This is a genomic window from Roseovarius nitratireducens, from assembly GCF_002925845.1.
Lineage (GTDB): Bacteria > Pseudomonadota > Alphaproteobacteria > Rhodobacterales > Rhodobacteraceae > Roseovarius > Roseovarius nitratireducens.
Genome location: NZ_PDNI01000025.1, coordinates 1 through 24396 on the forward strand (window position 1 = coordinate 1; position 24396 = coordinate 24396).

A 24396-nucleotide genomic window follows, 5' to 3' on the forward strand; every position below is an offset into this window, starting at 1 on the left:
GACGGGCATCGCGCGGCAGGGCCGCCGCGTGACCGGCGTGGACTGGCAAGGCGAGGATGGAAGCAGCGGCCATATCGCCTGCGACATGATAGTCAATTGCGCGGGCATGTGGGGCCGAGAGGTGGGGCGCATGGCCGGAACCAACGTGCCGCTGCATGCTTGCGAGCATTTCTATATCGTATCCGAGCCGATCGCGGGTCTGTCGCAGCTTCCGGTCCTGCGGGTGCCGGATGAATGCGCCTATTACAAGGAGGATGCGGGCAAGATGATGCTCGGGGCGTTTGAGCCCAATGCCAAGCCGTGGGGGATGGCGGGCATTCCCGAGAGTTTCGAGTTCGATCAGTTGCCGGAGGATTTCGACCATTTCGAGCCGATCCTCGAGGCGGCCGTCAACCGGATGCCGGTGCTGGCCGAGGCGGGGATTCACACGTTCTTTAACGGTCCCGAAAGCTTTACCCCCGATGATGCCTATCACCTGGGGCTGTGCCCCGAGATGGACAACGTCTGGGTGGCCGCCGGGTTCAACTCGATCGGCATCCAGAGCGCCGGCGGTGCCGGCGTGACGCTGGCGCAGTGGATGGAGGATGGCGAGAAGCCCTACGATATCGGCGATGTCGATATCAGCCGGATGCATCCATTCCAGGGCAACCGGCATTACCTGTTCGAGCGCTCGAAAGAGACGCTGGGCCTGCTCTATGCCGACCATTTCCCCTATCGCCAGAAGGCCACCGCCCGCGGCGTGCGGCGCTCGCCATTCCATGCGCAGTTGCTGGAAGAGGGCGCGGTGATGGGCGAGGCGGGCGGCTGGGAGCGGGCCAACTGGTTCGCGGCCAAGGGGCAGGAGCCCGTGTATCAGTATAGCTGGAAGCGGCAGAACTGGTTCGAAAATTCGGCGGCCGAGCACAAGGCGGTGCGCGAGAATGTCGGCATGTACGACATGACCTCCTTCGGCAAGCTGCGGGTCGAGGGGCCGGACGCGAAAGCCTTCCTGAACCATGTCTGTGGGGCCAACATGTCCGTCCCCGTTGGCAAGATCGTCTATACGCAGTTCCTCAACACCCGCGGCGGGATTGAGGCGGACGTGACGGTGACGCGGCTGTCGGAGACGGCTTACCTTGTGGTCACGCCGGCGGTGACGCGGCTAGCCGACGAGACAAGGCTACGACGGCATGTGGGCGACCGGCGGGTGGTGATCACCGACGTGACCGCGGGAGAGGGTGTGTTGGCGGTGATGGGGCCAAAATCGCGCGCGCTGCTGACCAAGGTCTCTCCCGGTGATTTCTCGAACGAAACCAATCCTTTCGGCACGGCGCTGGAGATCGAGATCGGCATGGGGCTCGCCCGGGCGCACCGGGTGTCCTACGTGGGCGAGCTGGGCTGGGAGATCTATATCTCGGCCGATATGGCGGGGCATGTCTTCGAGACGCTCTGGGAGGCCGGACAGGATGTGGGGTTGAAGCTCTGCGGGATGCACATGATGGACAGCTGCCGGATCGAGAAGGCGTTCCGGCATTTCGGGCATGACATCACCTGCGAAGACAACGTGATCGACGCGGGGCTGGGCTTTGCCGTGGACCTTAAGAAGGACGACTTCATCGGCAAGGCGGCGGTGGCAGCGCGCAAGGAAAGCGGGCCGGAGAACCGGATGGTGCAGTTCCTGCTGGAAGACCCGGAGCCGCTTCTGTTCCACAACGAGCCGATTATCCGGGACGGCGAACACGTGGGGTATCTCAGCTCGGGCAATTACGGCCACCACCTCGGCGCCGCTGTCGGCATGGGCTACGTGCCCTGCAAGGGCGAGAGCGCGCAGGACGTTCTGGGCTCGACCTACGAGATCGACGTGATGGGCACGAAGGTGAAGGCCAGGGCGAGCCTCAAACCCCTATACGACCCGAAATCGGAGCGGATGAAAACGTGAGGCGCGGCGTGGCGGCGCTGACAAAGGAACCTGGGTTGAGGCTGGTTTCGCGTTGCACTTGAACTTGAACTGGCCCCATTTTCGACCGGACACCTAGGCCTGAACCAGGAGGCTTAGGCATATCCCTAAGCACGTGCTCATGTCTGAAGTTGAAATCATCATGGATGGTGGCCGCCGGCGCCGCTGGAGTTCCGCCGAAAAGCTGCGGATTGTCGAGGAGACGCTGGATGGCAGCGAGAGCATCTCGACCGTCGCGCGCCGCAATGGCGTGGCGCCCAATCTTCTGTATCGTTGGCGCAAGCTGATGCTGGAAGGAGGGAGTGTCGCGGTGACCGGGGACGACGATGTGACCAGCAACAAGAAGGTGCGGCAAATGGAGGATCGCATCCGCGAGCTCGAGCGCCAGCTCGGCCGCAAGACCCTGGAAGCCGAGAGCCTTCGGGAGGCGCTGGACAGGTCGCGGGCAAAAAAACCGACCTTGCTTGCCGGGTCGTTGAAGACGGACGGTTCCCGATGCGGGGAGGTCCAGTCGGATGCGCGGGTGCGCCCGATGATGTAGGTCAGCACTGCGAGGCGGACGGGGCGCAAACCGATATGCGGAGCAACCTCTGAAAGTAGCGCCATGACAGCGCCGTTGGTCCAGCCTTCCGGCAGGGCGGGGTGGGTTTGGGTCAGGTTCAATATCTTGTCCTTGTCAGCGTGGGACAAGGCCGCAACAGGGCGTTCGCATCCCATCAAGAGATACGTTTTTTCGTTGCCTTGACTGTCGGGACTGCTAGAACACGATCACAGTTTGAGTTGACCTATCGGAACGCCAATTCCGTTGTTCTTCGAGCCCCTCGCATGGTTGCCGCCTTGCGGGGGTTTCTCTTTTTTGGGGTGTCGAGTCCTTCTGTCTGGGGTGTGGGTCAGTAATTGACCTGCTCAGATCCGTAGGTGCCCTCGTGATCTTCCCAGTCGACAAAGACGGCACGGGTCCGGATACTCGGGCAGGTGGCTCCGAAACCTTCGTCGCCCTGGAAGGCCGGCGGAAGCTCCCCCGGGGACGCGATACGCCATCGAAACTGCCCCGTGCTGTCGTATGAACCATGTCGAATGTAGCTCCAGCGACGACAATGCTCGCCTTCGCCGACCACTCCCTGGGACAAATAAGCGTCAAAGACATCAATGGAGCGGATAAACGCAAAGGCGGACCCGCTGACATCGATATCAGCGCCACGCCCGACAGCTTGCGCGAGATGGAGCGTTTCCATTCCGGGTGCCGAGGAGACTGTTGGCTCGGGGTTAAACCCCGCCAACCTGTAAAGGCGCACGACCGGGTCCGGCATTTCAAGCGCCACGCGCATCGGGCAGCGCCAGATCTGCAGCGGCGGCTCGACCGGCCAGGGCGTGATCCGCCGGATGAACTCCGCGCGCGCCCGCGCACACGGAGCCGACGCGGGCCAGCCGCCTGCGAGGCACAAGAGGATCGCACAATCGATCTGGTAGCCTTGTGCGGCAGCGGGTTTGGGCGCAAGCGACACGAGACCGAACGCGATCATGGCGGCCGTTGAGAGGGGCCGCCTCATGACAAAGCACCGCCGCTAACCTGTTGGCGCATAATTGGATTTATGTTAAGCAAGTCATAAATACTGACATATTTTGTGCGTCGTTTCATTGGAACATCTCCTGGTAAGCGTCAAGCACAAGACGGACTTCGGCCTGCGCAGAAGCTGATGCTGCGGCGAGGCAATTCAGGTAGGTTTGTGCCTCATCGAAGTAGGCGTTGAACTCGGTTCTGATGTCGTCGCCGTACTCGTTCAGGAGCGCAGGCGAGGCCGACAGCTCCGGCCGCAACGGCAACACGCAGTCCATCGCCAGCGTTTCGGCGTTTGCTGGGATCGCTAGGGCGATGAATGTGCTACATGCCAGCAACCGCGACATCTGGTGGTCTCCCGACATTCTAGGGGCGAATCGTGTGTCGGACCTATCACCGAAAAAATATCGTAATCAATCTAAAGATATCTATTGACCACCTAAAGCGTTTTTCGATACGTCGCAACATATCTTGTGGCATGCACTGTTTGAAGCGGTGCAAAAGCAGGTTACTTTCGTAGGAACTTCTTTCCTTCGGAGGCAAAATGGCAGGAACAAAGTACCCAGTGATCCTAACGTCGCACATGCAAGAGGCGATCGAGGGTGGGGCATGGATCGAGGTGGAATGCGTTGAGGCCCCGGAAAAGGGCGGCAATACGCATAGGGGTGGCTGGACGGTTTTCGTCTGCTCCAATGACGGTCAAGACGGTGTGCACCGGTCGGTCTATGTGACCAACCGGGATCTGAAACCACGCGTCTTCAAGACCGCAGCAGGGCTCATGAGCTTCTGCCTGGAGCTCGACGCAAAAGTATTCAGTTGCCCGCTCCGAGAAGGTGAGAGAGGCACGTGGGAGTTTGAGACGACAAGGTATCCTGGCAGCGGCTAGCCTCGTTCTCTGGGGGCTTTCAGGCCCTTCCTCTTATGCACAATCCGTTATCGATCTCGATGCTCCAGACCGTGTTGGTCGACTGACCAGCAGCGTTCTTGACTTCGCAAGACCTCAACCCGAGCAAAGCGACGTTGTCGCACGTTCTGAGGTCACCCCTCTTAATTCACCCCGCCTTTCCCCGTCTCGGGTCCCATCAGGTCGCCCTGCGATCGAGGCCATGATCCTCGATGTGGGGTCGGTCTATGCGGACCACCCGGTCCTGCGCAGGGCCGGGATGACCTCTCGCGACTGGCTCGCATTCTTTCGCGCCAACATCGCTATTGAAAGCGCATTTGATCCAGGCGCGCGGTCGCATGTCGGCGCAATCGGGCTTGGGCAGTTGATGCCGGACACTGCACGCGTGCTTGGCGTCGATCCGCATGATCCTGAGCAAAACCTGCATGGGTCCGCCCGCTATCTGCTGACACAACTTGATCGTTTCGGGACGCCGCAGCTTGCGCTCGCGGCCTATAATGCCGGCCCCGAAGCCGTGGCGCGCCATGGCGGTATTCCCCCCTACCGTGAAACCCAAGGTCATGTCCGCAAGGTCATGGCCGTCTATGCCCAATCCATCGGAGACCAGACATGAAGCGCATTGATTATACCCGGGTGGCATTGGCCGCGTTGCTGATGTTAGCCGCAGCCCCGGCGCTCGCACAGGACCTCAGCCCGGTCTCTGACATGATCGACAATATCATCGACGCGGTGACGGGTCCGATCGGTCGTGGCCTCGGCGTACTCGCTCTCGTGGGGTCCGGTGTCATGATGTTTTTCGGGCGCCTCAACTGGCCGATCTTCGTGGCCGTGTTTGTCGGCGTGGTGCTGATCTTTTCGGCCGAGACCATCATCGACGGCTTTGCGGCTCCTTGATCTGACCGACCGCAGAGACCCGCATGCGCGACACACCACTCTTTCTGGGGCTGACCAAGCCGCCACGGATATTCGGTCTTCCGATCGGATATTTCGTGGCGTTGGTCTTCGCATCCGTGATCCCTTTCATTCTGGTTGACGACATGCGGTTCCTGCTGGTGTTCCTCGCGGGCTACCCACCGCTTTGGCTGGTCGCAGACCGCAATCCACATCTGTTTCAGATTTTGAACGTGGTGATGTCGCGCACACCGCGAACGAGTGTGCGATCCGGTGATGGGGGCGATCTCTATGTCGCGTGAGTTTCGGGGGCTTCGTGCCAGCAGTGCCGTTCGGGATGCACTTGGGGACAAGGCTTTGAAAGCCGAGCGTCTTGGGCGGCATCTACCCTACATCGCTGCGGTGCGTGACAATGTCATCCTGACGCGGCAGGGTGATCTGATGGCGTCGGTCACGCTCGGCGGGATCGACAGCTTCACCAGCGATGACGCCCGGATCGATGAGATCAGCGAAGGCTTTGCCCGGATCGTCAGTCAGTTGGGGGAGCGCTTCGGTTTCCACATCAACAAGGTGTCACGCCCGGACGTCGCGGACCTTGCTGCGCCTGACGGTATGCCTTTTGCAAATGCCGTAGACGCGGCTTGGCAGAGAAGCCTGCGCGCACGTGACTTGAAAGCCCGCACCTTGATGCTGACAGTGCTGATTCGTCCGTCGATGCCGCAGGCTTTCTCGAAGGTTCTGGGCGTCCTTGGCGGCGGCCGCGATTTCCAGAAAGACATCGATACGAGAATTGTTGCCCTGGAAGAGGCCATGACCCTGCTCATGGCGATGTATTCCGACGCAGGCGCGGCGCGACTGACAGTCTCGAGCGAGGACTGGCTTGCGTTGTTGGCCGCGGTTCACGGACAGAGCTACGGCAAGATCATCGCGGCCCCCGGACAATTGCTGGCCGACACGATGAGCAATTTCGACGTCAGCTTTCACGGCAAAACCATGCGGCTGGAAAGCGGTGGACGCTCAAGATTCGGCGCGATTTTCGGGATGAAATCCTATCCCAGCCGCACCTGGCCAACCATGCTTGACGCGCTGGAACTGCCCTATGACATCACGATCACCAATTCCTTCACGCCGCGGCGCGCCAATGAAATGGTTGAGCGCATTCAACGTACCTTTCGCCAGCGGGGTGCCTCCGAGGATGCCGGCGTCAGCCTGACAGAGCAATTGATCGAAGCCGCCGACGCCGTGGCATCCGGCCGGTCGACTTTTGGGACACATCATGCCTCCGTGCAGGTCTTCTGTGACAGCGCCGAGGAACTGGAACAGGCAGCTTCCGAGATCTGGCGGGCGGGGCAAGAGACCGGTGCCGTTCTGGTCCGGGAATCCTGGGCCGCAAAGGCACTCTATTTCGCGCAGGCGCCGGGGAACTGGGCCTACCGGATCCGTGACGGGATCGTTTCCTCTCACAATTTCGCGGAACTGGCTGCGTTTCACAAGACACGGCCAGGGCGCGGACCTGAGGCCAGCCCTTGGGGCAAGACGATCACGGCCTTCCCGACTGTGACCTCCAGCCTCTACCGGTTCAACTTTCACGAAGCGGGGCGCCGGACCGATGAGCCAAGTGTCGGGCACACGTTGGTTCTGGGCCGTACGGGGTCTGGCAAGACACTCGGCACGGCTTTTCTCATGGCGCAGGCCCGCAGAGTGGGCGCGCGGGTCATCGTTTTCGACAAGGACCAGGGGTTGGAGATGGCGATCCGCGCTCTGGGTGGCAGTTATAGTGAAATCAAGGTTGGCCAGCCCACGGGCTTCAACCCGATGACCACGGAGACCGATGCGCGAGGGGCCGCCTGGTTGACAGATTGGCTTGGCGACATTCTGGCCCGCCACCGTCCACTTGAGACAGTCCAGACCGCAGCACTTAACGAGGCGGTCCGTCAGATCGCCGCTGCGGAACCGGACCTTAGAACCTTCGACGGTTTGGCAAGCCTCGTGGCCTCTACCGATGATGACGGCGATCTGGTGTCCCGCGTGCGGGAATGGACAGAAGTCGGTCGGTACGGTTGGCTTTTCTCAAGGCCCAGTGCCCAGTCGATTGCCATCGGCGAGGATGTCCTTGGTCTCGACATGACCGAACTTCTGGACCAGGACGCAGAACGCTCCGCCCTCCTCGCCTACCTCTTCCGCCGTATCGAGCGCGTGATCGAGGATCGCAGACCAACGATCATTGTGATCGACGAGGCCTGGAAGATGTTGGCCGACGATATCTTCGTCAAGCGCCTCCATGACTGGCTGGTTACCATGCGCAAGCGCAACTGCGTGGTGATGATGTTGACCCAGACACCGGGCCATCTGGACCAAAGTTCGGTCGGCCAGATCATCGCGGAAAGTGTGGCAACCCAGATCCTGTTTCCCAATCCACGGGCAAACCCGGAGGATTACGGCATCCTGCGCCTGAACGCGCGCGAGGCGGATTTTCTTTCCAGCCCGACAGCCGGGTTGCGGCTGGCATTGATCCGTTCCGGGGCCGACAGCGTGTTCGTCAATACCGATCTCGCAGGCTTGGGCGGTCTGGTCACTGTTCTTGGTGGCGGCAAGACCGGCGAGGAAAAAGCGCCTGCCGATTGGCGCAAGAAAGAAGAATTCTGGAAGGACATGATGTGAAAGCACGATTTTTTCTGTTGGTCGCCATGGCGGCCCTGAGCGCTTGCGAAGGTGCATCAACAGGCGTGCGTTCGCCCTGTTTTGAGCGGCCAGCGATGGCGTTCTCGGCCCCTGCTCCCGACCGTGTTTCGCGGAATGCGCATTGTGATTTCCAGAGCTTCTAGAATGGCGGTTCCGTTGGCCTTGGGTCTTGGCTCGCTTGCCTCCGCGCAGGGCGTGCCAGTGATCGACGGCTCCAATCTTGCCCGGGCCGTGTCGCGCGTTGAGGAAATCGCACGCGACGCCTTGCGGCAGGGCCAGAAGCGCGACGCCCGCCAGGAACAAGCGGATATCTATCAAGAGCAGCTTGAAGCCTACGAACGTTTCCTTGAGGAGACCACCGGAGTCACCGACCTGAGTGGGTTCGAGGCTGGTGGGCCCGGCTGGGCGAGCGCTGCAGAGACTTACCCGGCACTGGAAGATAATCCTGATGCCGATCGTCTCTTCGGTGAGCCCAGCGACGTGGAACGCATGATCATCACGGTGGCGCGGCGCTATGAGGGTCACCCCGGCGTTGCGGCCGCCGGTCTGACGCCACTGACGTGGCGTATCCTGTTTCAGTCCTTGATCAAGCAGGAAAGCCGTTTCAACAATGCGGCTGTCTCCCCCGTGGGTGCGCGCGGTTTTTGTCAGCTGATGCCGGGCACAGCATCGGATCTCGGTGTGAACCCATATGATCCTTGGGAAAACCTGGACGGTGGTGCACGCTACATTCTCACGCAACTGAACCGCTTCGGTCGGATCGATCACGCTCTGGCGGCCTATAATGCAGGTCCTGGCCGTGTTCTCGAGTATGGTGGTGTGCCTCCTTTCGAGGAAACCCAGACCTACGTCCGGCGCATCAACGGCTATTACAACGACTATCTTGGCACCATCACCGGCGTCGACATGACGGGGTCACTGGCGGGCGTTGATGGCGCCTCGGCCGCCTGGGGCAACTGGGCGGATGCCTCGGTCGGCTATGGCGCCTACATGGGCACCCAGATCGATCAGGCCATGACCCGGATCGCGGCGCTTTTGCGTGAAGATCCGCCCGAGAACGCAAAAGAAGCGCTGGACCGCTCCACCTATATGCTTGCTGAACGGGCGCGGCTCATGGCGCTGACGCTGCGTCTGCGCGCGGCCCACGTGAAAGTCGAAGCGGCACAAGGTTTGACCGAGGCCGCCGATCACTTAGAGCAATCCACTTTCTGGAGGTATTCCGATGAGGGCTGACACCCGCCTTGCCGCTATCCTTGTCGCGGGCACGCTCATGGCGGCACACCTGCCCCCTGCCTTCGCTCAGGGTGTGCCGGTGATCGATGGATCGAACCTCGCGCAGAATATCGAGCAGCTGCAGGCCGCGCTGCGCGATGCGGAAAACCAGCTCCAGAAAATCGAGGAATTGCGCACCCAGATCGAGCGCCTCACTGATATTCAGGGCCTTCTTGATGACGTCCTGGGTTCAATTACTGGCCTGAATGAAATCGCAGCCCTTTACAACGATGTGGAGGACCTGCGTGCCCGCGCCCAGAAGATCACCGATCTATCGGGTTTCATGGACAGCCTGTCGCTCGGGGATTTTGACAGCCTGCTGGACGATCTGCTCGATGGCGACGTCACCATGGGAGAGCGCCGGGCCGCTGATGCCATGCGCGAGACGATGGCCAGTGCGGGGTTCACCTCGGAAAAACTCACCGAGCTGAACGACGCCGGGAACCCGCAAGGCGCTGCCATAGCCGATCTGGCGGCTGCCAATGCCATGGTTATCGGGCAAGCCCAGATTTCCTACGAGGAAGCCGCCCAGAGCATCGAGCGTATCGATGGGCTGGTGGAAGCGATTGGCGATCAGGAAACGCTCAAGGAATCGATCGATCTCAACACGCGTATGGCCGCGGAGACGAATTACATGCTGGGCCAGATGTGGCGCCTGAATGCCGCCCAAGGCTTGGCGCAAGGTCAAAACGGCATCGATTTCGCGGCCGAGCAGGCCCGCACACGCTCCTTCTTTGATTTTTCCGGCGCTGAGGACTGACCCTTGAATACATCACTCAAAGCACTTGCAGTTTTCATCACCCTCGCAGGCAGTGCGTGGGCCGAAGGCCAGCAAGACCTGCCCGACGATACATTGCTCGGAGAGGTCGTCACTGCCACCGAAAACGGGGAGAAAGAACGGCTCCTCAAGCTGATGCGCGAGGTACAAGCAAGGGGGCTTTTGATGTTCCCGAAGCCGAAAGCCTGCACCTTCAGCTATCCGGACACTGAGTTTTTCAACAACGAGATTTTCCGCGGGGCGGTTCGATGGGGCTTTGGCACGGACCTCAGGGAGCTTGCGATGTCGCAAGGCTTCTGCGGCTGCATCTATGATCTCGGATCGCTCGATGCGTTTACGCAGGAACGGATAGGAAAAGCGGCTCAGGGTGCGATCATCAGTGATTTCAGTGTCTTCCGCAAATACCGCCGTAGCGATTGGTCAGATGTAAACGAGCGCTATCAGACCTTCCAAATGGAACAGTGTGGTAGTTGAGGATGGCCATAATCGCTGAGGTTCTGGCATTGGTCGATGCAACTGTCGCGAACGTAGCAGCCGACACATATGGTGACACGGTTGCTGCGGTGCGCCCTGTTGTACAGGCCGCGTCTGTGTTGGTGGTCGTTCTTGTCGGCGCGAATATGGCTCTACAAGCCGTGCCGCTCTCTGTTTCCACAATCGTGTCAGTGGGGCTGCGCATTGTGCTGGTCAATGTGTTTTTGATCTACGCAAACCTTTCTGTTCCGTACGAAGCGCTGACAAATGCGCCTGCCGAACTTGGTGCAGGTATTCTCAACTCCCTCTCTGGTGGCGATGTCACAAATCTTTATGACGGCATCGACGATCTCTACTCCCAAGCCCTGAATGTCGGACAGGCGATCAGCCAGAATGGCGGTTGGCTGGCCGGTGCCATGACCAGCGTCGTCATGTTTCTTGTGGCCGCCGCCATGGCGACGATCACCATCATCGTTCTGTCGGCAGCCAAGATCATGTTGGCGGTATTGATCGCCATCGCACCTGTGGCCGTGGCCTGCACATTGTTCAAACAATCGGCGCCGCTGTTCGAGGCCTGGGTCAAACTCGCCATCGGTTTTTCCTTCGTCCCGCTATTCGTGGCTGCCATGGCCGGCTTCACCATAGCGACGGGTGAAGCCGTCGCACCTGATAGCCTCGACGGCGTCGAAACACTCGGGGACGCGATCTCATTCATCGTGGTGATGATGATCGGTGCCGGCCTGATGTTGCTCGTGCCAACTTTCGCCCAAGGTCTTGCCGCCACGAACATCGGCCTCGCCTCGATCGGTGCAAATGCCGCGCGGATGCCCGGGAATGCGTGGCGCAATACCGGTGCCGCAATCCGGGGCGGCGACGACATGCGACGAGGCTTCAACGCAGGGCTTCAGGGACAAGGCGTCTCTGACCGATCGTCCAGCGCGGCCCGTGCCGGGAGCTATGCGGGCGGTGCGGTCAAGCTCGCCGGAAAGATGAAGAAGGGATAGTCATGAGTGATTTCGACATCGATTTGGTGATGGGTCCGCGCCGGGCAGCGCGCGCCGCATGGATCGTTGCGGGCTGTTCCTGCGCCGTTACCGTGCTGTTGGCTTTGACCATCACGGTCATGTTGCCCCTGCGCGAAACCGAAGTGTTTACCGTTCTCGTCGACAGCACGTCGGGTGCAGCAGAGCGCATCTACCAGGTTCAGCCGACCGGTATCACCGATGAGGAAGCGATCAAGGAGTCGCTGCTTGTCAGCTATATCACCGACCGTGAGAGCTATTTTCGGGTCGGCATTCAGGAACGGCTCGAAAGTGTCCAGCGGCGCTCCAGTGGGCCAGCCCGCGCCTCGCTGATCGACCTCTGGACCACGGGGTCCGAGAATTATCCACCGCGCAGCTATGGCACGAATGCGCAGGTCGATGTCCGCGTGCGAGCAATCACCTTCCTGCAGGACGACGTGGCCCAGATTCGGTTCGACAAACGCCTCACGCGGCCCAACCAGGCACCGGTTACGCAGACATTCATCGCCACCGTGGGATTTGAGTTTGCCCCCCGCCGCGAACGCTCCCTGACACGCGTTTGGGAGAATCCCCTTGGCTTCTCGGTGACAGCTTACCGGGTCGACGCCGAAACACTGACACGAGAATAATTCATGAAAACTTGTCTACTTGCCATCGCAACGGTCTGGGGATTGCTCGCAACACCCGCCTTGGCCGAGCGCGCACCGGTCACCATGGGACAGGACGCCCGCGTTCGCCACGTGACCTTCAACCCCACGGATGTGATCCGGATCGACACCCACCTTCGAGTAAACACGTCAATCGAACTCGGTCCTGGCGAACGGATTAATCAAGTCCTGATCGGTGACTCCGCGTCCTATGAAGTGGAGGTTCTGTCGAACCGCAATACGATCTCGATCAAGCCTGTCGAGGCACGGGCCGCGACAAACCTGACGATCTTTACCAACCGCCGTGCTGTCGCCTTCTATCTGACAGAGGGACGCTCGCGGACACAGTCTTTCCGGGTCGTCGTAAACTTTCCCGACGAGCGACCCGCCGGGCGCCAGCTTGCGGCTGGAGGCCGAGATACCGGCTATCAATTCGCGGGCAGCGGTGCGATCCGCCCGGTGCGGGTCTGGAATGATGGGCGCTCGACCTTCTTTGAATTCCGGCCCGGCGTGCGGCCCTCGATCTTCGGCTTGAACGCCCAAGGCTACGAGATCACCCAGAACAGCCAAACCCAAGGTGCGGTCGTCCGTGTCACCGGCGTGCGGGACGCCTACACGATCCGCATGGGCGACGATCATATCTGCATCACCCGTGAGACTGGTGGGTTCACGACCGAGGCTGCTGCCGTGGCCGCCCTGCGTGGACGGGAGTTCTGATCATGAGCGACGAGAAAACCGGGGAAAAAGAATACAGTTTTGCGCCCAAGCGGCGCGCGTCGCTTGGGCTGAGGCTTGGTCTGGGGGCGCTCCTGTTGGCGGGGACCGCCATCATTGCCTACCCGCTTGTGCAAGGCAGCGGCGTCACTTCTGCCGTCGAGACATCGAAAGCCGACGACTTTCAGGATCAGGTCGATGGTGACGGGTTCGGCCGCATGATAGCCGAAGCTGAACCGACCGAACAAAGATCGGAGCCGAGGTTCGATCCCGGACCAATCGAGGATGAACTCGCGGCGCAGCGCCAGGCGCTGGAGGAGCAGAACGCCAAGCTTGCGAGCGACGTAGTCGCCCTACAAGCCCAGTTGACAAGACTGGCCGAGGCCCCTGCCCCCGACAATTCCGCCGAACTGGCCGAAGCGCTACGCTCGGTTCAGGAACAGAACACGGCGCTCATCGCCCAGATGCAAAGCGAGATGGACACCCGATTGGCAGAAGCCGATCTTGAAGCGCAAAAGCGCATCGCGACGCAGGTTGCCGCACGCGCACGTGTTGCCGATGGCCGGATGGAGCAGTTGATGGAGCAAATTCTCGGCCTGCAGCGCCAGAACGATGCCCTGCAACAGCAGATCGATGACGGTCTGAGTGACGCCCTGCGCGCGCAAACCGAGCGGGATAAGCTCGCCGCCGAGGAAGTAGCGCAACGGGCTGAACTGGACCGTCGGCGGGCCGAGGCGGCAGCGCTGCGCGACACGCAAATCCGATCCGAGGGGGTGATCTTTGATACGGGCGGCCAGACGGGCAGTCCGGCATCCGACCCCGAGAGGGGCCCTGCGGTCGGAGATGCCACCGCGCGCGCCTTCGTGTTGGAGGGTGCTCAGCCCGTTCAAGTCGCGACAGCGGAGGTTATCGCCAATCCTTCCAACACGGTTCTGCAGGGCACGCTCATCCAAGCGTCACTGGAAACCGCCATCGATTCCACATTGCCCGGACAGATTACCGCCATCGTGAACTACCCGGTCTCGAGTTTCGATCAGTCCCGCGTTCTCATTCCTGAAGGTTCCCGCCTCTTCGGGACGTACAATTCGAATGTTTCTTTGGGCCAGGCCCGCATTCTGGTTGGCTGGTCACGCATCGTCACACCCGAGGGGCAATCGGTACAGCTCGCCGCATTCGGTGCGGACGATCAGGGCCGCTCTGGCGTGACGGGCTCCGTGAACTCACGCTTCGGGTTGCGCTTTGGCACCGCTGCTTTGCTGTCGATCATCGGCGCAGGACCGGCAATCGCCGCATCCGAGGCCAGATCCGAGACCGGAGCAGAGATTGCCGAGGATGTCGCGGGCAGTTTTACGCAAGCCACCGATGCCGTGATCGGCGAATATGCCACCCTGCCTCCAATTATTTCGGTCCCGCCAGGGGCCGCGATCAGTGTGATCGTCGACCGAGATCTCGAGTTCTATTAAGTGCGTTTCTTGTGCCCCAAACTGACTATGTGGCGAAACGCGCGTTCGACCAAAGGGAGAGGCAGCGTGTTTCGACGCGACACAAACCTGAAACGCACGGGCGGCCTGCCATGAACCAGGCGGCAGAAAAAACCAGTTTTCTTTCGACCTATCTAAAACCGCTGGCTGCACCGCTCTCCGATCCCGCCGTTGTCGAAATAGCGGTCAATCCCGATGGAAAGGTCTGGGTGGAAACCCGGGGGGCTGAGCATATGGTTGGCCTCGAAGGCGTTTTCTACTCCCCTGCCCAAGCTCGGGACCTTGCAACGTCCATTGCCAGCGCCACCCACGGACAGATCAGCGAGAAAAAGCCGCTGGTGTCCGGCAAGATCGAGATGAACGGCAAGCCGATCCGGGCACAGGTCGTCTATCCACCCGTCGTGGATGGCGGGCCGTCGATCACCTTGCGCCGCTATAGTGAAGACAAACTCACCTTGGGCGACATCGGTCTGCTGCACGGTGAACTGGTAGACCTGGACACCGAACGACAGAAAAAAGCCGAACAGGTTATCGCACTCACTCAGGCGGGGAACATTCGAGCCGCCATGAAACTTTGCATCGACGAGCGGCTGAACATCATGATCAGCGGCGGGACATCTACGGGCAAAACGACCTTTGCCCGGGCGCTTCTCGCGCTGGTGACCGAGACGGAGCGTATCGTGACTATCGAGGACGCGTTCGAGCTCTTCCCGCCGCAACCCAATCGCGCGATGCTCAAGGCGGACCGTATCCCCTCAAGTGAACGCACCGCGGCCAAGTTGCTGGAGACCTCTTTGCGCATGCGTCCTGACCGGATCATTCTTGGTGAGCTGCGCGGCGATGAGTGCAAGACCTTCCTCGACGCGATCAACACCGGCCATTCCGGCTCTTTCACCACAATTCACGCCGATACCGCGCAGAAGGCGCTCGACCGCCTAGCCCTCATGGTCATGTCCGTGGGCATCAACATGAGTTTTGAGGAGATAAGGCGCTACGCTGCGTCCAGCATCGACGTCGTGGTGCAGCTTGGTCGGAAGGACGGGCGGCGTGGGGTCGAACAGGTGTGGGTGCCGGGCAGCTCGAATCCCTGAGGGGATTTGCTGGTTCACATCGGATGATGCGTGCGCGCAGCGAAGATGCATGACAATGCATCCCGCCCGGTAAACGGAAATAAATTCGTTTACCGGTTGTCACGGTCAACCCAAAATTATAGGTTTACCGAGACAGTCATCTGGAGGCCGACATGGCCAACCTAAGCTCAGTGGCACGCTCAGCCTATGGCGATCTCTTGCGCCTGCTGAAAGACGACATGGTCGCCAATGTGCGTGGCTCGCTCGTCACCAAGGAGCGCGGCGGCAAGGTCTACTGGTACGCAGCCGAAAAGATCGGCAGTGACGTAAAATTCTGGTATATCGGTCCGGATAGTGCCGAGACGCGCAATCGCGTGGACCGCATGAACGAACTGCGGGAACAGGCAGCGGAGCGCAAGCGCGAACGCGCCAGGCTCGCGCGGCTGCTGCGCGCCGAGGGCATGACCCCCGTAGATCGCGGCACAGGCGGGCTGCTGCTCGCCATGGCCAAGGTCGGAACCTTCCGGCTGGGCGGCACCCTGATCGGCACGAATGCCTTTCGTTTGATGGAAGGAGAGCTGGGCACCACCCTTCCCCTTGGCAGCGTGGCGAACACCGGGGATGTCGATATCGCACAATTCGAGCGTCTGTCGGTTGCCTTGCAGGACGCCGTCGAACCATCGCTTGCCGAAACCTTCTCGGCGCTCAAATTTGACCCCGTTCAGGGTCTTGACCGCGATAGTGTCTGGCGCTGGCAGCAAAGCGGACAGACCGGCATGATGATCGAATTCCTGACGCCATCTTTCGACGCGGAAGAGGGCATTCGCGATCTCCCCGCCCTCGGCGTCAAGGCGCGAGCCCTGCATCACTTGAACTATCTGATTTCCGATCCGATCCACGCCGTCGCCCTCTATCGGGACGGCATCCTTGTGCAGATCCCAAGGCCCGAGAAATTCGCCATACACAAGCTGATCGTTGCAGACCGCCGCCGCGACGGGCCCGAGTCCTTCAAGGCTGAGAAGGACCGCCTGCAGGCCGCGTTCCTTATCGAAACCATGGCCGAAGATCGCCCGTCCGATATCTGGGACGCTTACGCCGACGCAATGGCGCGTGGCCCCAGGTGGCGTGAGAGGATCGAACGGACGCTGCAGCGAATGCGCGACACACGAGAGATTCTGATAGCGTGCGAGGCAGTGTAGCACGGTCACTCGCGATGTGCAGGAATAGTCGTTTTCTGGTCTGGTTCCAAGGATCAGGTCGCGCGGGCGGCTCGCTTTGAAGGCATATGTAACTCCCGGAAACTTCGCTTGATTTTGGCGGGATAGTCAACTTATTGCCTGTCCTCTGACATCCGCCTCTCGGCACCGTTTCAAGCGACCATTGCTGCCGCAGTCTCGTTCCAATGATGGAAAGCTGCCGTTCTCGTTTGACTATAAACGGAGGCGGTCATTTTGTGGCGACGGGGACGGAACAGGTTTGCGGTTTCATCATGAACGGTCAGAAACCTTTGCGCCTGCCTGGCCGATTTGAAGCGCCCTTGTATCTTCTCCCGCTTTCGGGTCGGCCTGTGTGATCCTTCGATACGATTGTTCAATCCTTTATGTGCTCGATGATCGACGTCCAGCGTGAGCCGCCGCAAGGCCGCTCCGTAACTGCGCCATTTTATCTGTAATAATGACTCTCGGTTTTCCCCATCGGGCAACCAATCTGGCGATAAATCGCTTCGCGGCCCGCGCATTCCGGCGAGATTGAACCAGGATGTCAAGAACTTCTCCGTTGCTGTCGACGGCACGCTATAGCCAATGCTTTACGCCTCGGATCATGATGACCACTTCGTCCAGGTGCCATTTGTCCGAAGGTTGCCGTCGAGCCACCCTCACCTGTTTTGCGATCTGAGCACCAAATTTTCCGACCCAGGCTCGAATTGTCTCATAGCTCACCAAAATGCCGCGCTCCGCCAACAGGTCCTCGACATCACGAAGGCTGAGCGCGAAGCGATGATACGCCCAGACGGCATAGGAAATGATGGAGCGCGGGAAATGGTAACCCTTCAGGCGAGGTTGGGAAATCTGGCTGATCATCATCCCGCGCTACCGCCTGTCCGACGTAGGGTCAATAAGTTGACGATGCCCCGTGCTGTTCAACCAGTCCACCGCCTCGCTTCGGCCAAAGGCGCGCACGTCACGCGACTAACGCCCGTCACGGGATGTCGAGCAGCACCGCCCCCGCGCGTCCCGGGCGCATGACTGTTTCATGGGCGGTGGCACAGTCCTCGAGGGGAAATCGTGCGTGAATAACTGGTCGCAGTGTGCCCGCCTCGACGGCTGTGGAAAGGCGCGCGATGGCGGCCTGCCGCTTGGCATCCGGAAGGATGTAAATCAGAATGATGTCGATCTTGAGCGCCTTGAAGAGATAGGGCCCGAACGGGACCTGCGGTGTCATGTCCTTGCCGGACCCGTAGGCGGCGATGGTGCCGTTTGGAGCCATCACCTCGTGCAGCAGCGTGGCATTTGCCCCGAATTCCACCTCTATGGCGCGGTCGATCCCATTCCCGCCGGTTGATTGCAGGATCTTTTCGGCCAGATCGGGATCGGCATAGTCGAAGACCTGCGCCGCCCCCGCCGCGCGCACCCGGTCCATCGCGGAGTGCGAACAGGTGGCGATGACCTCCGCCCCCGCCGCACTGGCAAGCTGCACGGCATTGTGGCCGACCGCCCCCGCCCCGCCCGACACCAGCAGCCTTTGCCCGGCCACGCAGCCGCCGCCAAAGACGGTGTGCGCCGCCGTGAGGCCCGGTATTCCGAGGCAGGCCCCGATGTCGAAATCCACCCCCTTGGGCAGGGGAACCGCCTGCGCGGCCGGCAGCGCGATATATTGGGCCGCCGTGCCATAGGCGCGCTGCCACTGTCCGTTCCATATCCAGACGCGTGTGCCGATGCGCGCAGCAGGCACCCCGTCGCCGACCGCCTCGATCACCCCGGCGCCATCGGAATGCGGAACGACGCGGGGAAAGGCGGGCTTGGTAACACCGGGGCGGGCCCCGGCGCGGGCCTTAGCATCCGACGGATTTACCCCCGAGACATGCAACCGTACCAGAACCTCGCCCGGGCCCGGGTCGGGCGTCGGTATCTCGCAAGCGGCCAGAACCTCGTTGGGCGGGCCGAAACGGCTGTAACTTATGGCGTGCATGGTCGTGATTCCGATCAGGTGAAGGCAAGGTCAGAGCTGCCGCAGCGCATCGGTGGCTGCGGTTTTGCGCCCTTCCCCGGTCCCGCTCGCGTCGGCTGGTGGGCAGACTCAAACCGTTGATGCCGTCCGGAAGACGCCCCGCGAAGCGGTCTGGAGATTAGTGTCGCAGCGGCGCTTCGATTTGTCCACCGGCTAGTCAACTCGCCGCCCGCGTCGTCCCGCGCAGGATGCATTCGAGCGGGCACCTGATCCGGAAATGCTCCTCGGTTGCCCCCTCTTTGGTCCCTGTGATCAGCGCCGTGAACCGCTCGCCCGCGATCTTGCCGATATCGCGCGCGGGAATGCGGATCGTGGTCAGGCCGGGTTCCATCTCGCCCGATCCCTTGAAATCGCCGATCCCGATCACCGACAGGTCATCGGGCACCACAATACCACAGCTCTGTGCGCCGTAGATCACGCCTTGCGCGATAACGTCATTTCCACACAAGAGCGCGGTTGGGCGGTGCTCGCCCTGCAAGAGATCCTGCCCCAGCTGCTTGGCCTGGGCGATGCTGTAGGGCACTTCGCAGTGCCAGTCCGAGATCAGCGGGATGCCTGCGGCCAACAACCCGTCGCATGCGCCCGCGAGCCGGGCATCGGCGCGGTCATTCCCTTCGGAACGCGGAAAGATCAGCCCGATGTCGCGATGCCCCAGCCCAATCAGATGCTCGGCCGCGCGGAGTCCCGCCTCGCGATTGTCCGCGCCGACACAGGGCAACACGGCATCGGGTGCATAATTCCAGAGCCCCATCGCCGGGATGCCCTGTTGCTCCAGCAAGCGCATGCTGGCCTCCGCGTGCTCCAGCCCGACAACGGCGATCCCGTCCACCCGATGCTCCATCAGCTTGCGCATCATCGCGTATTCGCGGTCGAGGTCATAGGAATGCGAGGCGATCAGCAGGGTGAACTCGGCGCGGTCGATGGCCTCGGAAAAGGACTGGATCATCTCGGCAAAGATGGCGTGGTCGATGGTCGGCACGATCAATCCGATGGTGCCACTGCGTCGTCCATGCATCGACTGGGCGGACCGATTGCGGATATATCCCAGCTTTTCCACCGCGCGGGTAATGCGTTTCCGGGTCGCCGGGCTGACGAGCGCGGGATGGTTGAAACTGCGCGACACGGTGGAGGGCGACACCCCCGCGGCATTTGCAACGGACACGATATCCACTTTCCCTGGCTTTATATCAGACATCTGGACCGTGTTCCCGACCAATTTATGAAAACATTTGCATTCCTATTTTCATTACGTAGCGTAATGGGTCAAGCAGGCTGGTCCATGACCGACCGCGCCAGGCGCCGGGTACGGTGCGCCTAAGCCTGCCCATGATGTTGAAGAGGACTGCATGATGAGCGCACAGGATGATATCGCCGCTGTCGAGCAGGTTATGGCCCGGGCCCGAGCGGCGCAGCGCGCCTATGAGGCCGACGGCTCGCAAGAGCGCTATGACCGGGCCGCGCAGGCCGCCGCATGGGCGATCATGGAGCCCGCGCGCAACCGTGCGCTAGCCGAACTCTCGGTCGCGACCACCGGTTTGGGAAACGTGGCCGACAAGATCACCAAGAACCATCGCAAGACCCTGGGCCTGATGCGCGATATCGCCAAGGCGCGAACCCACGGCGTGATCCGCGACGATCCTGCTACCGGCATCACCGAGATCGCCCGCCCGATCGGCGTGATCGGTGCCGTGGTGCCCTCGACCAATCCCGGCGCGACACCGGCGAACAATATCATCAACGCACTGAAATGCGGCAATGCCATCGTGCTCTCACCCTCGCCCAAGGGGGTGCCCACCTGCGAGCGGCTGCTGGAGCATATCCATGCCGAGTTCGACAAGATCGGGCTGGATCATGATCTGGTGCAGATGGTGCCCGCCCCCGGCTCAAAGGCCAAGACACAGCGTATGCTGGAACTGTCGGATCTGGTGGTGGTGACCGGCAGCCAGGACAATGTGCGCCGCGCCTATACCTGCGGCACCCCGGCCATCGGCGTGGGCGCGGGCAATGTCACCGTGATCGTGGACGAGACCGCCGACCTGGCGGCGGCGGCGGCTAGGATCGCGGCCTCCAAGACCTTCGACAACGCAACCTCCTGTTCGTCAGAGAACGCGGTCGTGGTGGTCGATGCGGTGTACGATGCATTTGTCGCGGCGCTGGCCGAGGAAGGCGGCGCGCTGGTGCCCGAAAGCGCAGCGCCGGGCATCGTCGAGCGGCTCTGGCCCGACGGCCATCTGAACCGCGAGGTTATCGCCAAGGATGCAGCGCGCATGATCGAGGCGCTTGACCTTGCACCAGAGGCCCCCCCCAATACCCGCTTTGTCGCCGTCGAAACGCGCGGCATCGGGCCTGATCATCCGCTCTCGGGCGAAAAGCTGAGCCTCGTTCTGGCGCTCTACCGCGCCTCTGATTTCGAGGATGCGTCGTCCATCGTTGCGCGCATCCTGTCACATCAGGGGGCCGGCCATTCCGTGGGCCTCCACAGCGCCGAAGATACCCGCGCACGCCATTTGGCCGAAACCCTGCCGACCTGCCGGGTGATCGTCAACCAGCCGCATGCCTTCGCCACCGGCGGGGCCTTCAACAACGGCATGCCGTTCTCGCTGTCGATGGGCTGCGGAAGTTGGGGCGGCAATTCCATCGACGACAACCTTCACTGGCGGCATTTTCTGCAAACCACGAAGATCGTTCGTGAAATTTCTCCGCAGGAGCCGACGCTTGACGAGGTTTTCGCAGGCTACTGGCAGGTGGCGGGCCAATGAAGCTGCGGCGCGATGCCCCGCCCCGGGGCACCCTGCGCGATTGGATCGACGCCCGCGCCGAGGCGGGTGGCCCGGCGATGTGCTTTCCCGACGAGGGGGGGGCGATTGACTGGCCTGCTCTGCGCCTGCGTGCACGTGCCATCGCCGGGCTGCTGACCGCCAGGGGAATTGCCCATGGCGAGAGCGTGGCGATCATGCAGCCCAATGGGCAGCTCTCCATCGAGGCGCTCTTCGGCGTGCTTTACGGCGGGTTTCGCGCGACGATGATCAACCTCGTGGCCGGCGCCGATGCGATTGGATATGCTCTTGATCATTCCGGCGCGCGGGTAGCGTTCGTGCACCCCGCGCAGCAAGACGTGTTCCAGCGCGTCAATCCCGGCGGGTCTATCACGGCGCTCGACATGGTCGAGTCGGCGCCGGGCGCGAGCCTGCATCCAGTCGCGCCCGGCGATCATGCGCTGCTGATGTATACCTCGGGCACGACAGGGCAGCCCAAAGGCGTTGTCCACACCCAATCGAGCCTTTTGGCCGGGGGGTGGACCACGGCCATCGCCCATGAGGTGAACCCCACGGATACCGGGCTCTGCGTGCTGCCAGCCTATCATATCAACGGGCTCTGCGTGTCCGTGATGGCGGTGCTGGTCTCGGGAGGACAGCTGGCGATGTGCGCCCGGTTTTCCGCCAGCCGGTTCTGGGCGCAGGCTGCGGAGACGCGGGCGACGTGGTTCTCTGTCGTGCCTACCATCGTCTCGCATCTCGTGCATGGCGAGGCCAGCCCTGATCCTGAGACCCGCGCGCGGTTGCGGTTCGGGCGCTCGGCCTCCTCGCCGCTGCCGGTCGAGGTGCATTCCGCGTTCGAGGCCCGGTTCGACGTGCCCATCATCGAGACCATGGGGCTGACTGAAACCGCCGCACAGATCCTCTCCAACCCCCTGCCCCCCGGCACGCGCAAGATCGGCTCGCCCGGCATCGCCTATGGCAACATGGCCGAGGTGGCGGGACCGGACATGCGCCCCCTGCGTCCGGGCGAGGAAGGCGAGATCATCGTCAAGGGCCCGAACGTCATGCTGGAATATTTCCACAACCCAGAGGCCACGCGCGACAGCTTTACCCCAGATGGCTGGTTGCGCACAGGCGATCTCGGACGCAAGGATGCGGACGGGTATTTCTATGTCACCGGGCGGCTCAAGGAGTTGATTATCAAGGGCGGCGAGAATATCGCCCCGCGCGAGATCGACGAGGTGCTCTATACCCACCCGGACGTCGTCGAGGCTGCGGCCTTCGCCCGCCCCTGTCCGCAATACGGCGAGCGGGTAGAGGCGGCGGTGACGCTGCGCGAGGGGGCGACAGTGCGCGCCGGGGCGCTGCTCGAATTGTGCCGCGCGCGGCTGGGAGCGTTCAAATCCCCTGACCGGGTGCATGTCCTGGCGGATCTGCCAAAGGGACCCTCGGGCAAGATCCAACGCGTCAAGCTGCCGCAATTGCTGGATCCGGAGCCCGACGGCACCCTATGAGACGGGGCTTAGTCCTAGGATCTCGCGCGCCTGCGCCGGGCTGGCCACGGGCCGCCCGTAGCGCTCGCACAGATTCGCAGTGCGCGCCACCAGCGCCGCGTTCGAGGGGGCGAGCCGGTCCCTGTCGAGACGCACATTGTCTTCGAAGCCGGTGCGGCAATGGCCCCCCTCGGCGATGCACCATTCGTTGACCACGATCTGCCCTGGGCCGATCCCGGCGGCGCACCATTCCGCGTCCGGCATGAGGCGGTTGACGGTGCGGATGTAGAAATCGAACACCTCTCGATCGACCGGCATGGCGTTCTTCACCCCCATCACGAACTGGATGTAGAGGCTGCCGGGAATGCGCCCGTCGCGGTTCATCGCTGCGGCGTGGAAAATGTGACCGAGATCGAAGGCCTCGATCTCGGGCTTGATGCCGTAGGTCCGCATTTCTTCGGCCAGCCAGTCGATCAGCTCCGGCGCGTTCTCATAGACGCGACCGGGAAAATTGTTCGATCCGGTTGTGAGCGAGGCCATTTCGGGTCGCAAGCTCAGCATCGCGCCGCGCTCGCGGCCTGTGCCGGTGCGCCCGCCGGTCGAGAACTGCACGATCATGCCGGGGCAGTGCCGCTCGATCCCTTCCTTGAGGTGGGCGAATTTCTCCGGGTCGCTGGTCGGGCTCTCGTCATCGTTGCGGACATGGCAATGGGCGATGCTGGCCCCCGCCTCAAAGGACTCATGGATCGCGTCGACCTGTTCGGAGACAGTGATCGGGACCGCCGGGTTGTCTTTCTTGCGCGGCACGGCACCGGTCATGGCGACACAGATGATGCAGGGTTTGCTCATGGCTTGATCCTCCGTTCAAAGGTCGATCTCGGGGCGAGTCTCGGCGAAGGCGGGCAGATCGGCGCAGGCCTGCGAGAGCGCGCGCAGCGCAGGGACCCCTTGTAGGTCGACCATCTGGGCCATCGCGACGGCAAGGAAATCATGCGCCACCACGGTGGAAATCACCGGCTGCGACATCTCGGGCGGCAGGGCAGTGTCGGCAAAGCGCTCCTCCAGCCAGCCCAGCCCAGACATCACCTGCCCGATATTGTGGTCGATCCAAGGCTGATGGACCTTCTCTTTGGGACGCATGACGCGCTCGTAGCGGGCAGCCGCGGCCTTGTCCATGACGCCGAGCGCGACGGCGGTGACGCGCAGCGCCTCGCGCCGCGCGGGCCCGGCGGCGGGCAGCAGCGCGCGGTCCGGCCCCGCGATCCGGTCGATCTCGTCGAGGATGGCGCTGCTTTCGAAGATCATCTCGCCATCGTCGAGGATCAGCGCCGGCACCCGGCCCACCGGATTGAGCCGGCGCAACTCTTCAAGATCATGCCATGCGGTGAGCGGGCGGCGCTCGAACGGCAGGCCTAGCAGCTTGAGCGATACCGCGACGCGGCGGGTGAAGGGCGACAGGTAACGGCCGATCAGGATCATGGTGCCTC

22 protein-coding genes and 2 pseudogenes are annotated in these 24396 nt (G+C 61.9%); 17 read left to right on the forward strand and 7 right to left on the reverse strand.

Annotated elements, in window-relative coordinates:
• Together CRJ03_RS04475 and CRJ03_RS04480 are read left to right on the forward strand one after the other, a co-directional pair.
• Positions 1-1918 (forward strand): GcvT family protein (locus CRJ03_RS04475; protein WP_104017722.1); only part of this gene is annotated, 1918 nt, incomplete at its 5' end.
• Between the two features lie 121 nt (positions 1919-2039).
• Positions 2040-2437 (forward strand): annotated as a pseudogene (locus CRJ03_RS04480) (transposase); the annotation flags it as partial.
• Between the two features lie 389 nt (positions 2438-2826).
• Here CRJ03_RS04480 and CRJ03_RS04490 read toward each other — a convergent pair.
• Together CRJ03_RS04490 and CRJ03_RS04495 are read right to left on the reverse strand one after the other, a co-directional pair.
• Positions 2827-3459 (reverse strand): hypothetical protein, encoded by a 633-nt coding sequence (locus CRJ03_RS04490; RefSeq protein WP_240611554.1) that lies wholly within the window; start codon positions 3457-3459, stop codon positions 2827-2829.
• Between the two features lie 112 nt (positions 3460-3571).
• Positions 3572-3841, reverse strand: coding sequence for a hypothetical protein (locus CRJ03_RS04495; protein ID WP_104017774.1), 270 nt, complete (start codon positions 3839-3841; stop codon positions 3572-3574).
• A gap of 759 nt (positions 3842-4600) precedes the next feature.
• Between CRJ03_RS04495 and CRJ03_RS04505 the strand changes: the two genes are divergently transcribed.
• The 13 genes from CRJ03_RS04505 to CRJ03_RS04565 all read left to right on the forward strand — a co-directional run bounded on the left by CRJ03_RS04505 (position 4601) and on the right by CRJ03_RS04565 (position 16628).
• On the forward strand, positions 4601-5011 hold the full coding sequence (locus tag CRJ03_RS04505; RefSeq protein ID WP_104017725.1) for a lytic transglycosylase domain-containing protein: 411 nt from the start codon (positions 4601-4603) through the stop codon (positions 5009-5011).
• Positions 5008-5292, forward strand: coding sequence for a TrbC/VirB2 family protein (locus tag CRJ03_RS04510; protein ID WP_104017726.1), 285 nt, complete (start codon positions 5008-5010; stop codon positions 5290-5292). The genes CRJ03_RS04505 and CRJ03_RS04510 overlap by 4 nt, the downstream gene beginning before the upstream one ends.
• A gap of 23 nt (positions 5293-5315) precedes the next feature.
• Positions 5316-5591 carry a VirB3 family type IV secretion system protein gene (locus tag CRJ03_RS04515; protein ID WP_009819926.1) on the forward strand — a complete coding sequence of 92 codons (276 nt, stop codon included), beginning with the start codon at positions 5316-5318 and terminating at the stop codon, positions 5589-5591.
• 55 nt (positions 5592-5646) lie between these two features.
• Positions 5647-7950: a VirB4 family type IV secretion/conjugal transfer ATPase gene (locus tag CRJ03_RS04520; RefSeq protein WP_165375234.1), complete on the forward strand. Its 2304-nt coding sequence runs from the start codon at positions 5647-5649 to the stop codon at positions 7948-7950.
• Between the two features lie 135 nt (positions 7951-8085).
• Positions 8086-9204, forward strand: a complete 1119-nt coding sequence (locus CRJ03_RS04525; RefSeq protein ID WP_104017728.1) for a lytic transglycosylase domain-containing protein — start codon at positions 8086-8088, stop codon at positions 9202-9204.
• Positions 9194-10003, forward strand: coding sequence for a type IV secretion system protein (locus tag CRJ03_RS04530; protein ID WP_104017729.1), 810 nt, complete (start codon positions 9194-9196; stop codon positions 10001-10003). Before CRJ03_RS04525 ends, CRJ03_RS04530 begins: the two co-directional genes overlap by 11 nt.
• Before the next feature lie 3 nt (positions 10004-10006).
• The gene (locus tag CRJ03_RS04535; RefSeq protein WP_104017730.1) at positions 10007-10495 is read left to right on the forward strand and encodes a hypothetical protein; all 489 of its coding nucleotides are present in this window, start codon (positions 10007-10009) and stop codon (positions 10493-10495) included.
• 2 nt (positions 10496-10497) lie between these two features.
• A complete protein-coding gene (locus CRJ03_RS04540) occupies positions 10498-11499 on the forward strand; it encodes a TrbL/VirB6 family protein (RefSeq protein WP_104017731.1) in 1002 nt (333 codons plus the stop codon).
• Positions 11500-11501: 2 nt separating this feature from the next.
• Positions 11502-12146, forward strand: coding sequence for a VirB8 family type IV secretion system protein (locus CRJ03_RS04545; protein ID WP_104017732.1), 645 nt, complete (start codon positions 11502-11504; stop codon positions 12144-12146).
• A 60-nt stretch (positions 12147-12206) separates the two neighbouring features.
• Positions 12207-12881, forward strand: coding sequence for a TrbG/VirB9 family P-type conjugative transfer protein (locus CRJ03_RS04550; RefSeq protein ID WP_163025967.1), 675 nt, complete (start codon positions 12207-12209; stop codon positions 12879-12881).
• A 2-nt stretch (positions 12882-12883) separates the two neighbouring features.
• Entirely contained in the window at positions 12884-14341 is a 1458-nt protein-coding gene (locus CRJ03_RS04555; protein WP_104017734.1) for a TrbI/VirB10 family protein, read from the forward strand.
• Between the two features lie 110 nt (positions 14342-14451).
• Complete coding sequence (virB11, locus tag CRJ03_RS04560) at positions 14452-15450, forward strand: P-type DNA transfer ATPase VirB11 (RefSeq protein WP_104017735.1); 999 nt, start codon at positions 14452-14454, stop codon at positions 15448-15450.
• Positions 15451-15602: 152 nt separating this feature from the next.
• The gene (locus tag CRJ03_RS04565) at positions 15603-16628 is read left to right on the forward strand and encodes a nucleotidyltransferase family protein (RefSeq protein WP_104017736.1); all 1026 of its coding nucleotides are present in this window, start codon (positions 15603-15605) and stop codon (positions 16626-16628) included.
• A 170-nt stretch (positions 16629-16798) separates the two neighbouring features.
• Here CRJ03_RS04565 and CRJ03_RS04570 read toward each other — a convergent pair.
• From CRJ03_RS04570 to CRJ03_RS04580, 3 genes and pseudogenes are all read right to left on the reverse strand, one after another.
• Positions 16799-17510: pseudogene (locus tag CRJ03_RS04570) on the reverse strand (IS6 family transposase).
• A 118-nt stretch (positions 17511-17628) separates the two neighbouring features.
• Positions 17629-18618: an NADPH:quinone reductase gene (locus CRJ03_RS04575; protein ID WP_104017737.1), complete on the reverse strand. Its 990-nt coding sequence runs from the start codon at positions 18616-18618 to the stop codon at positions 17629-17631.
• A gap of 196 nt (positions 18619-18814) precedes the next feature.
• Complete coding sequence (locus CRJ03_RS04580) at positions 18815-19852, reverse strand: LacI family DNA-binding transcriptional regulator (RefSeq protein WP_104017775.1); 1038 nt, start codon at positions 19850-19852, stop codon at positions 18815-18817.
• A gap of 154 nt (positions 19853-20006) precedes the next feature.
• On the opposite strand from CRJ03_RS04580, the gene sauS reads away from it, so the two are divergent.
• Together sauS and CRJ03_RS04590 are read left to right on the forward strand one after the other, a co-directional pair.
• Entirely contained in the window at positions 20007-21416 is a 1410-nt protein-coding gene (gene sauS / locus CRJ03_RS04585) for an acylating sulfoacetaldehyde dehydrogenase (RefSeq protein ID WP_104017738.1), read from the forward strand.
• Positions 21413-22930, forward strand: a complete 1518-nt coding sequence (locus CRJ03_RS04590; protein ID WP_104017739.1) for an AMP-binding protein — start codon at positions 21413-21415, stop codon at positions 22928-22930. Before sauS ends, CRJ03_RS04590 begins: the two co-directional genes overlap by 4 nt.
• Here CRJ03_RS04590 and CRJ03_RS04595 read toward each other — a convergent pair.
• Both CRJ03_RS04595 and CRJ03_RS04600 read right to left on the reverse strand, forming a co-directional pair.
• Complete coding sequence (locus CRJ03_RS04595) at positions 22925-23758, reverse strand: 3-oxoadipate:acetyl-CoA acetyltransferase (protein ID WP_104017740.1); 834 nt, start codon at positions 23756-23758, stop codon at positions 22925-22927. The two genes, CRJ03_RS04590 and CRJ03_RS04595, sit on opposite strands and share 6 nt — an antisense overlap.
• A 15-nt stretch (positions 23759-23773) precedes the next feature.
• On the reverse strand, positions 23774-24388 hold the full coding sequence (locus tag CRJ03_RS04600; RefSeq protein WP_104017741.1) for a glutathione S-transferase family protein: 615 nt from the start codon (positions 24386-24388) through the stop codon (positions 23774-23776).
• Positions 24389-24396 lie beyond the last annotated feature (8 nt).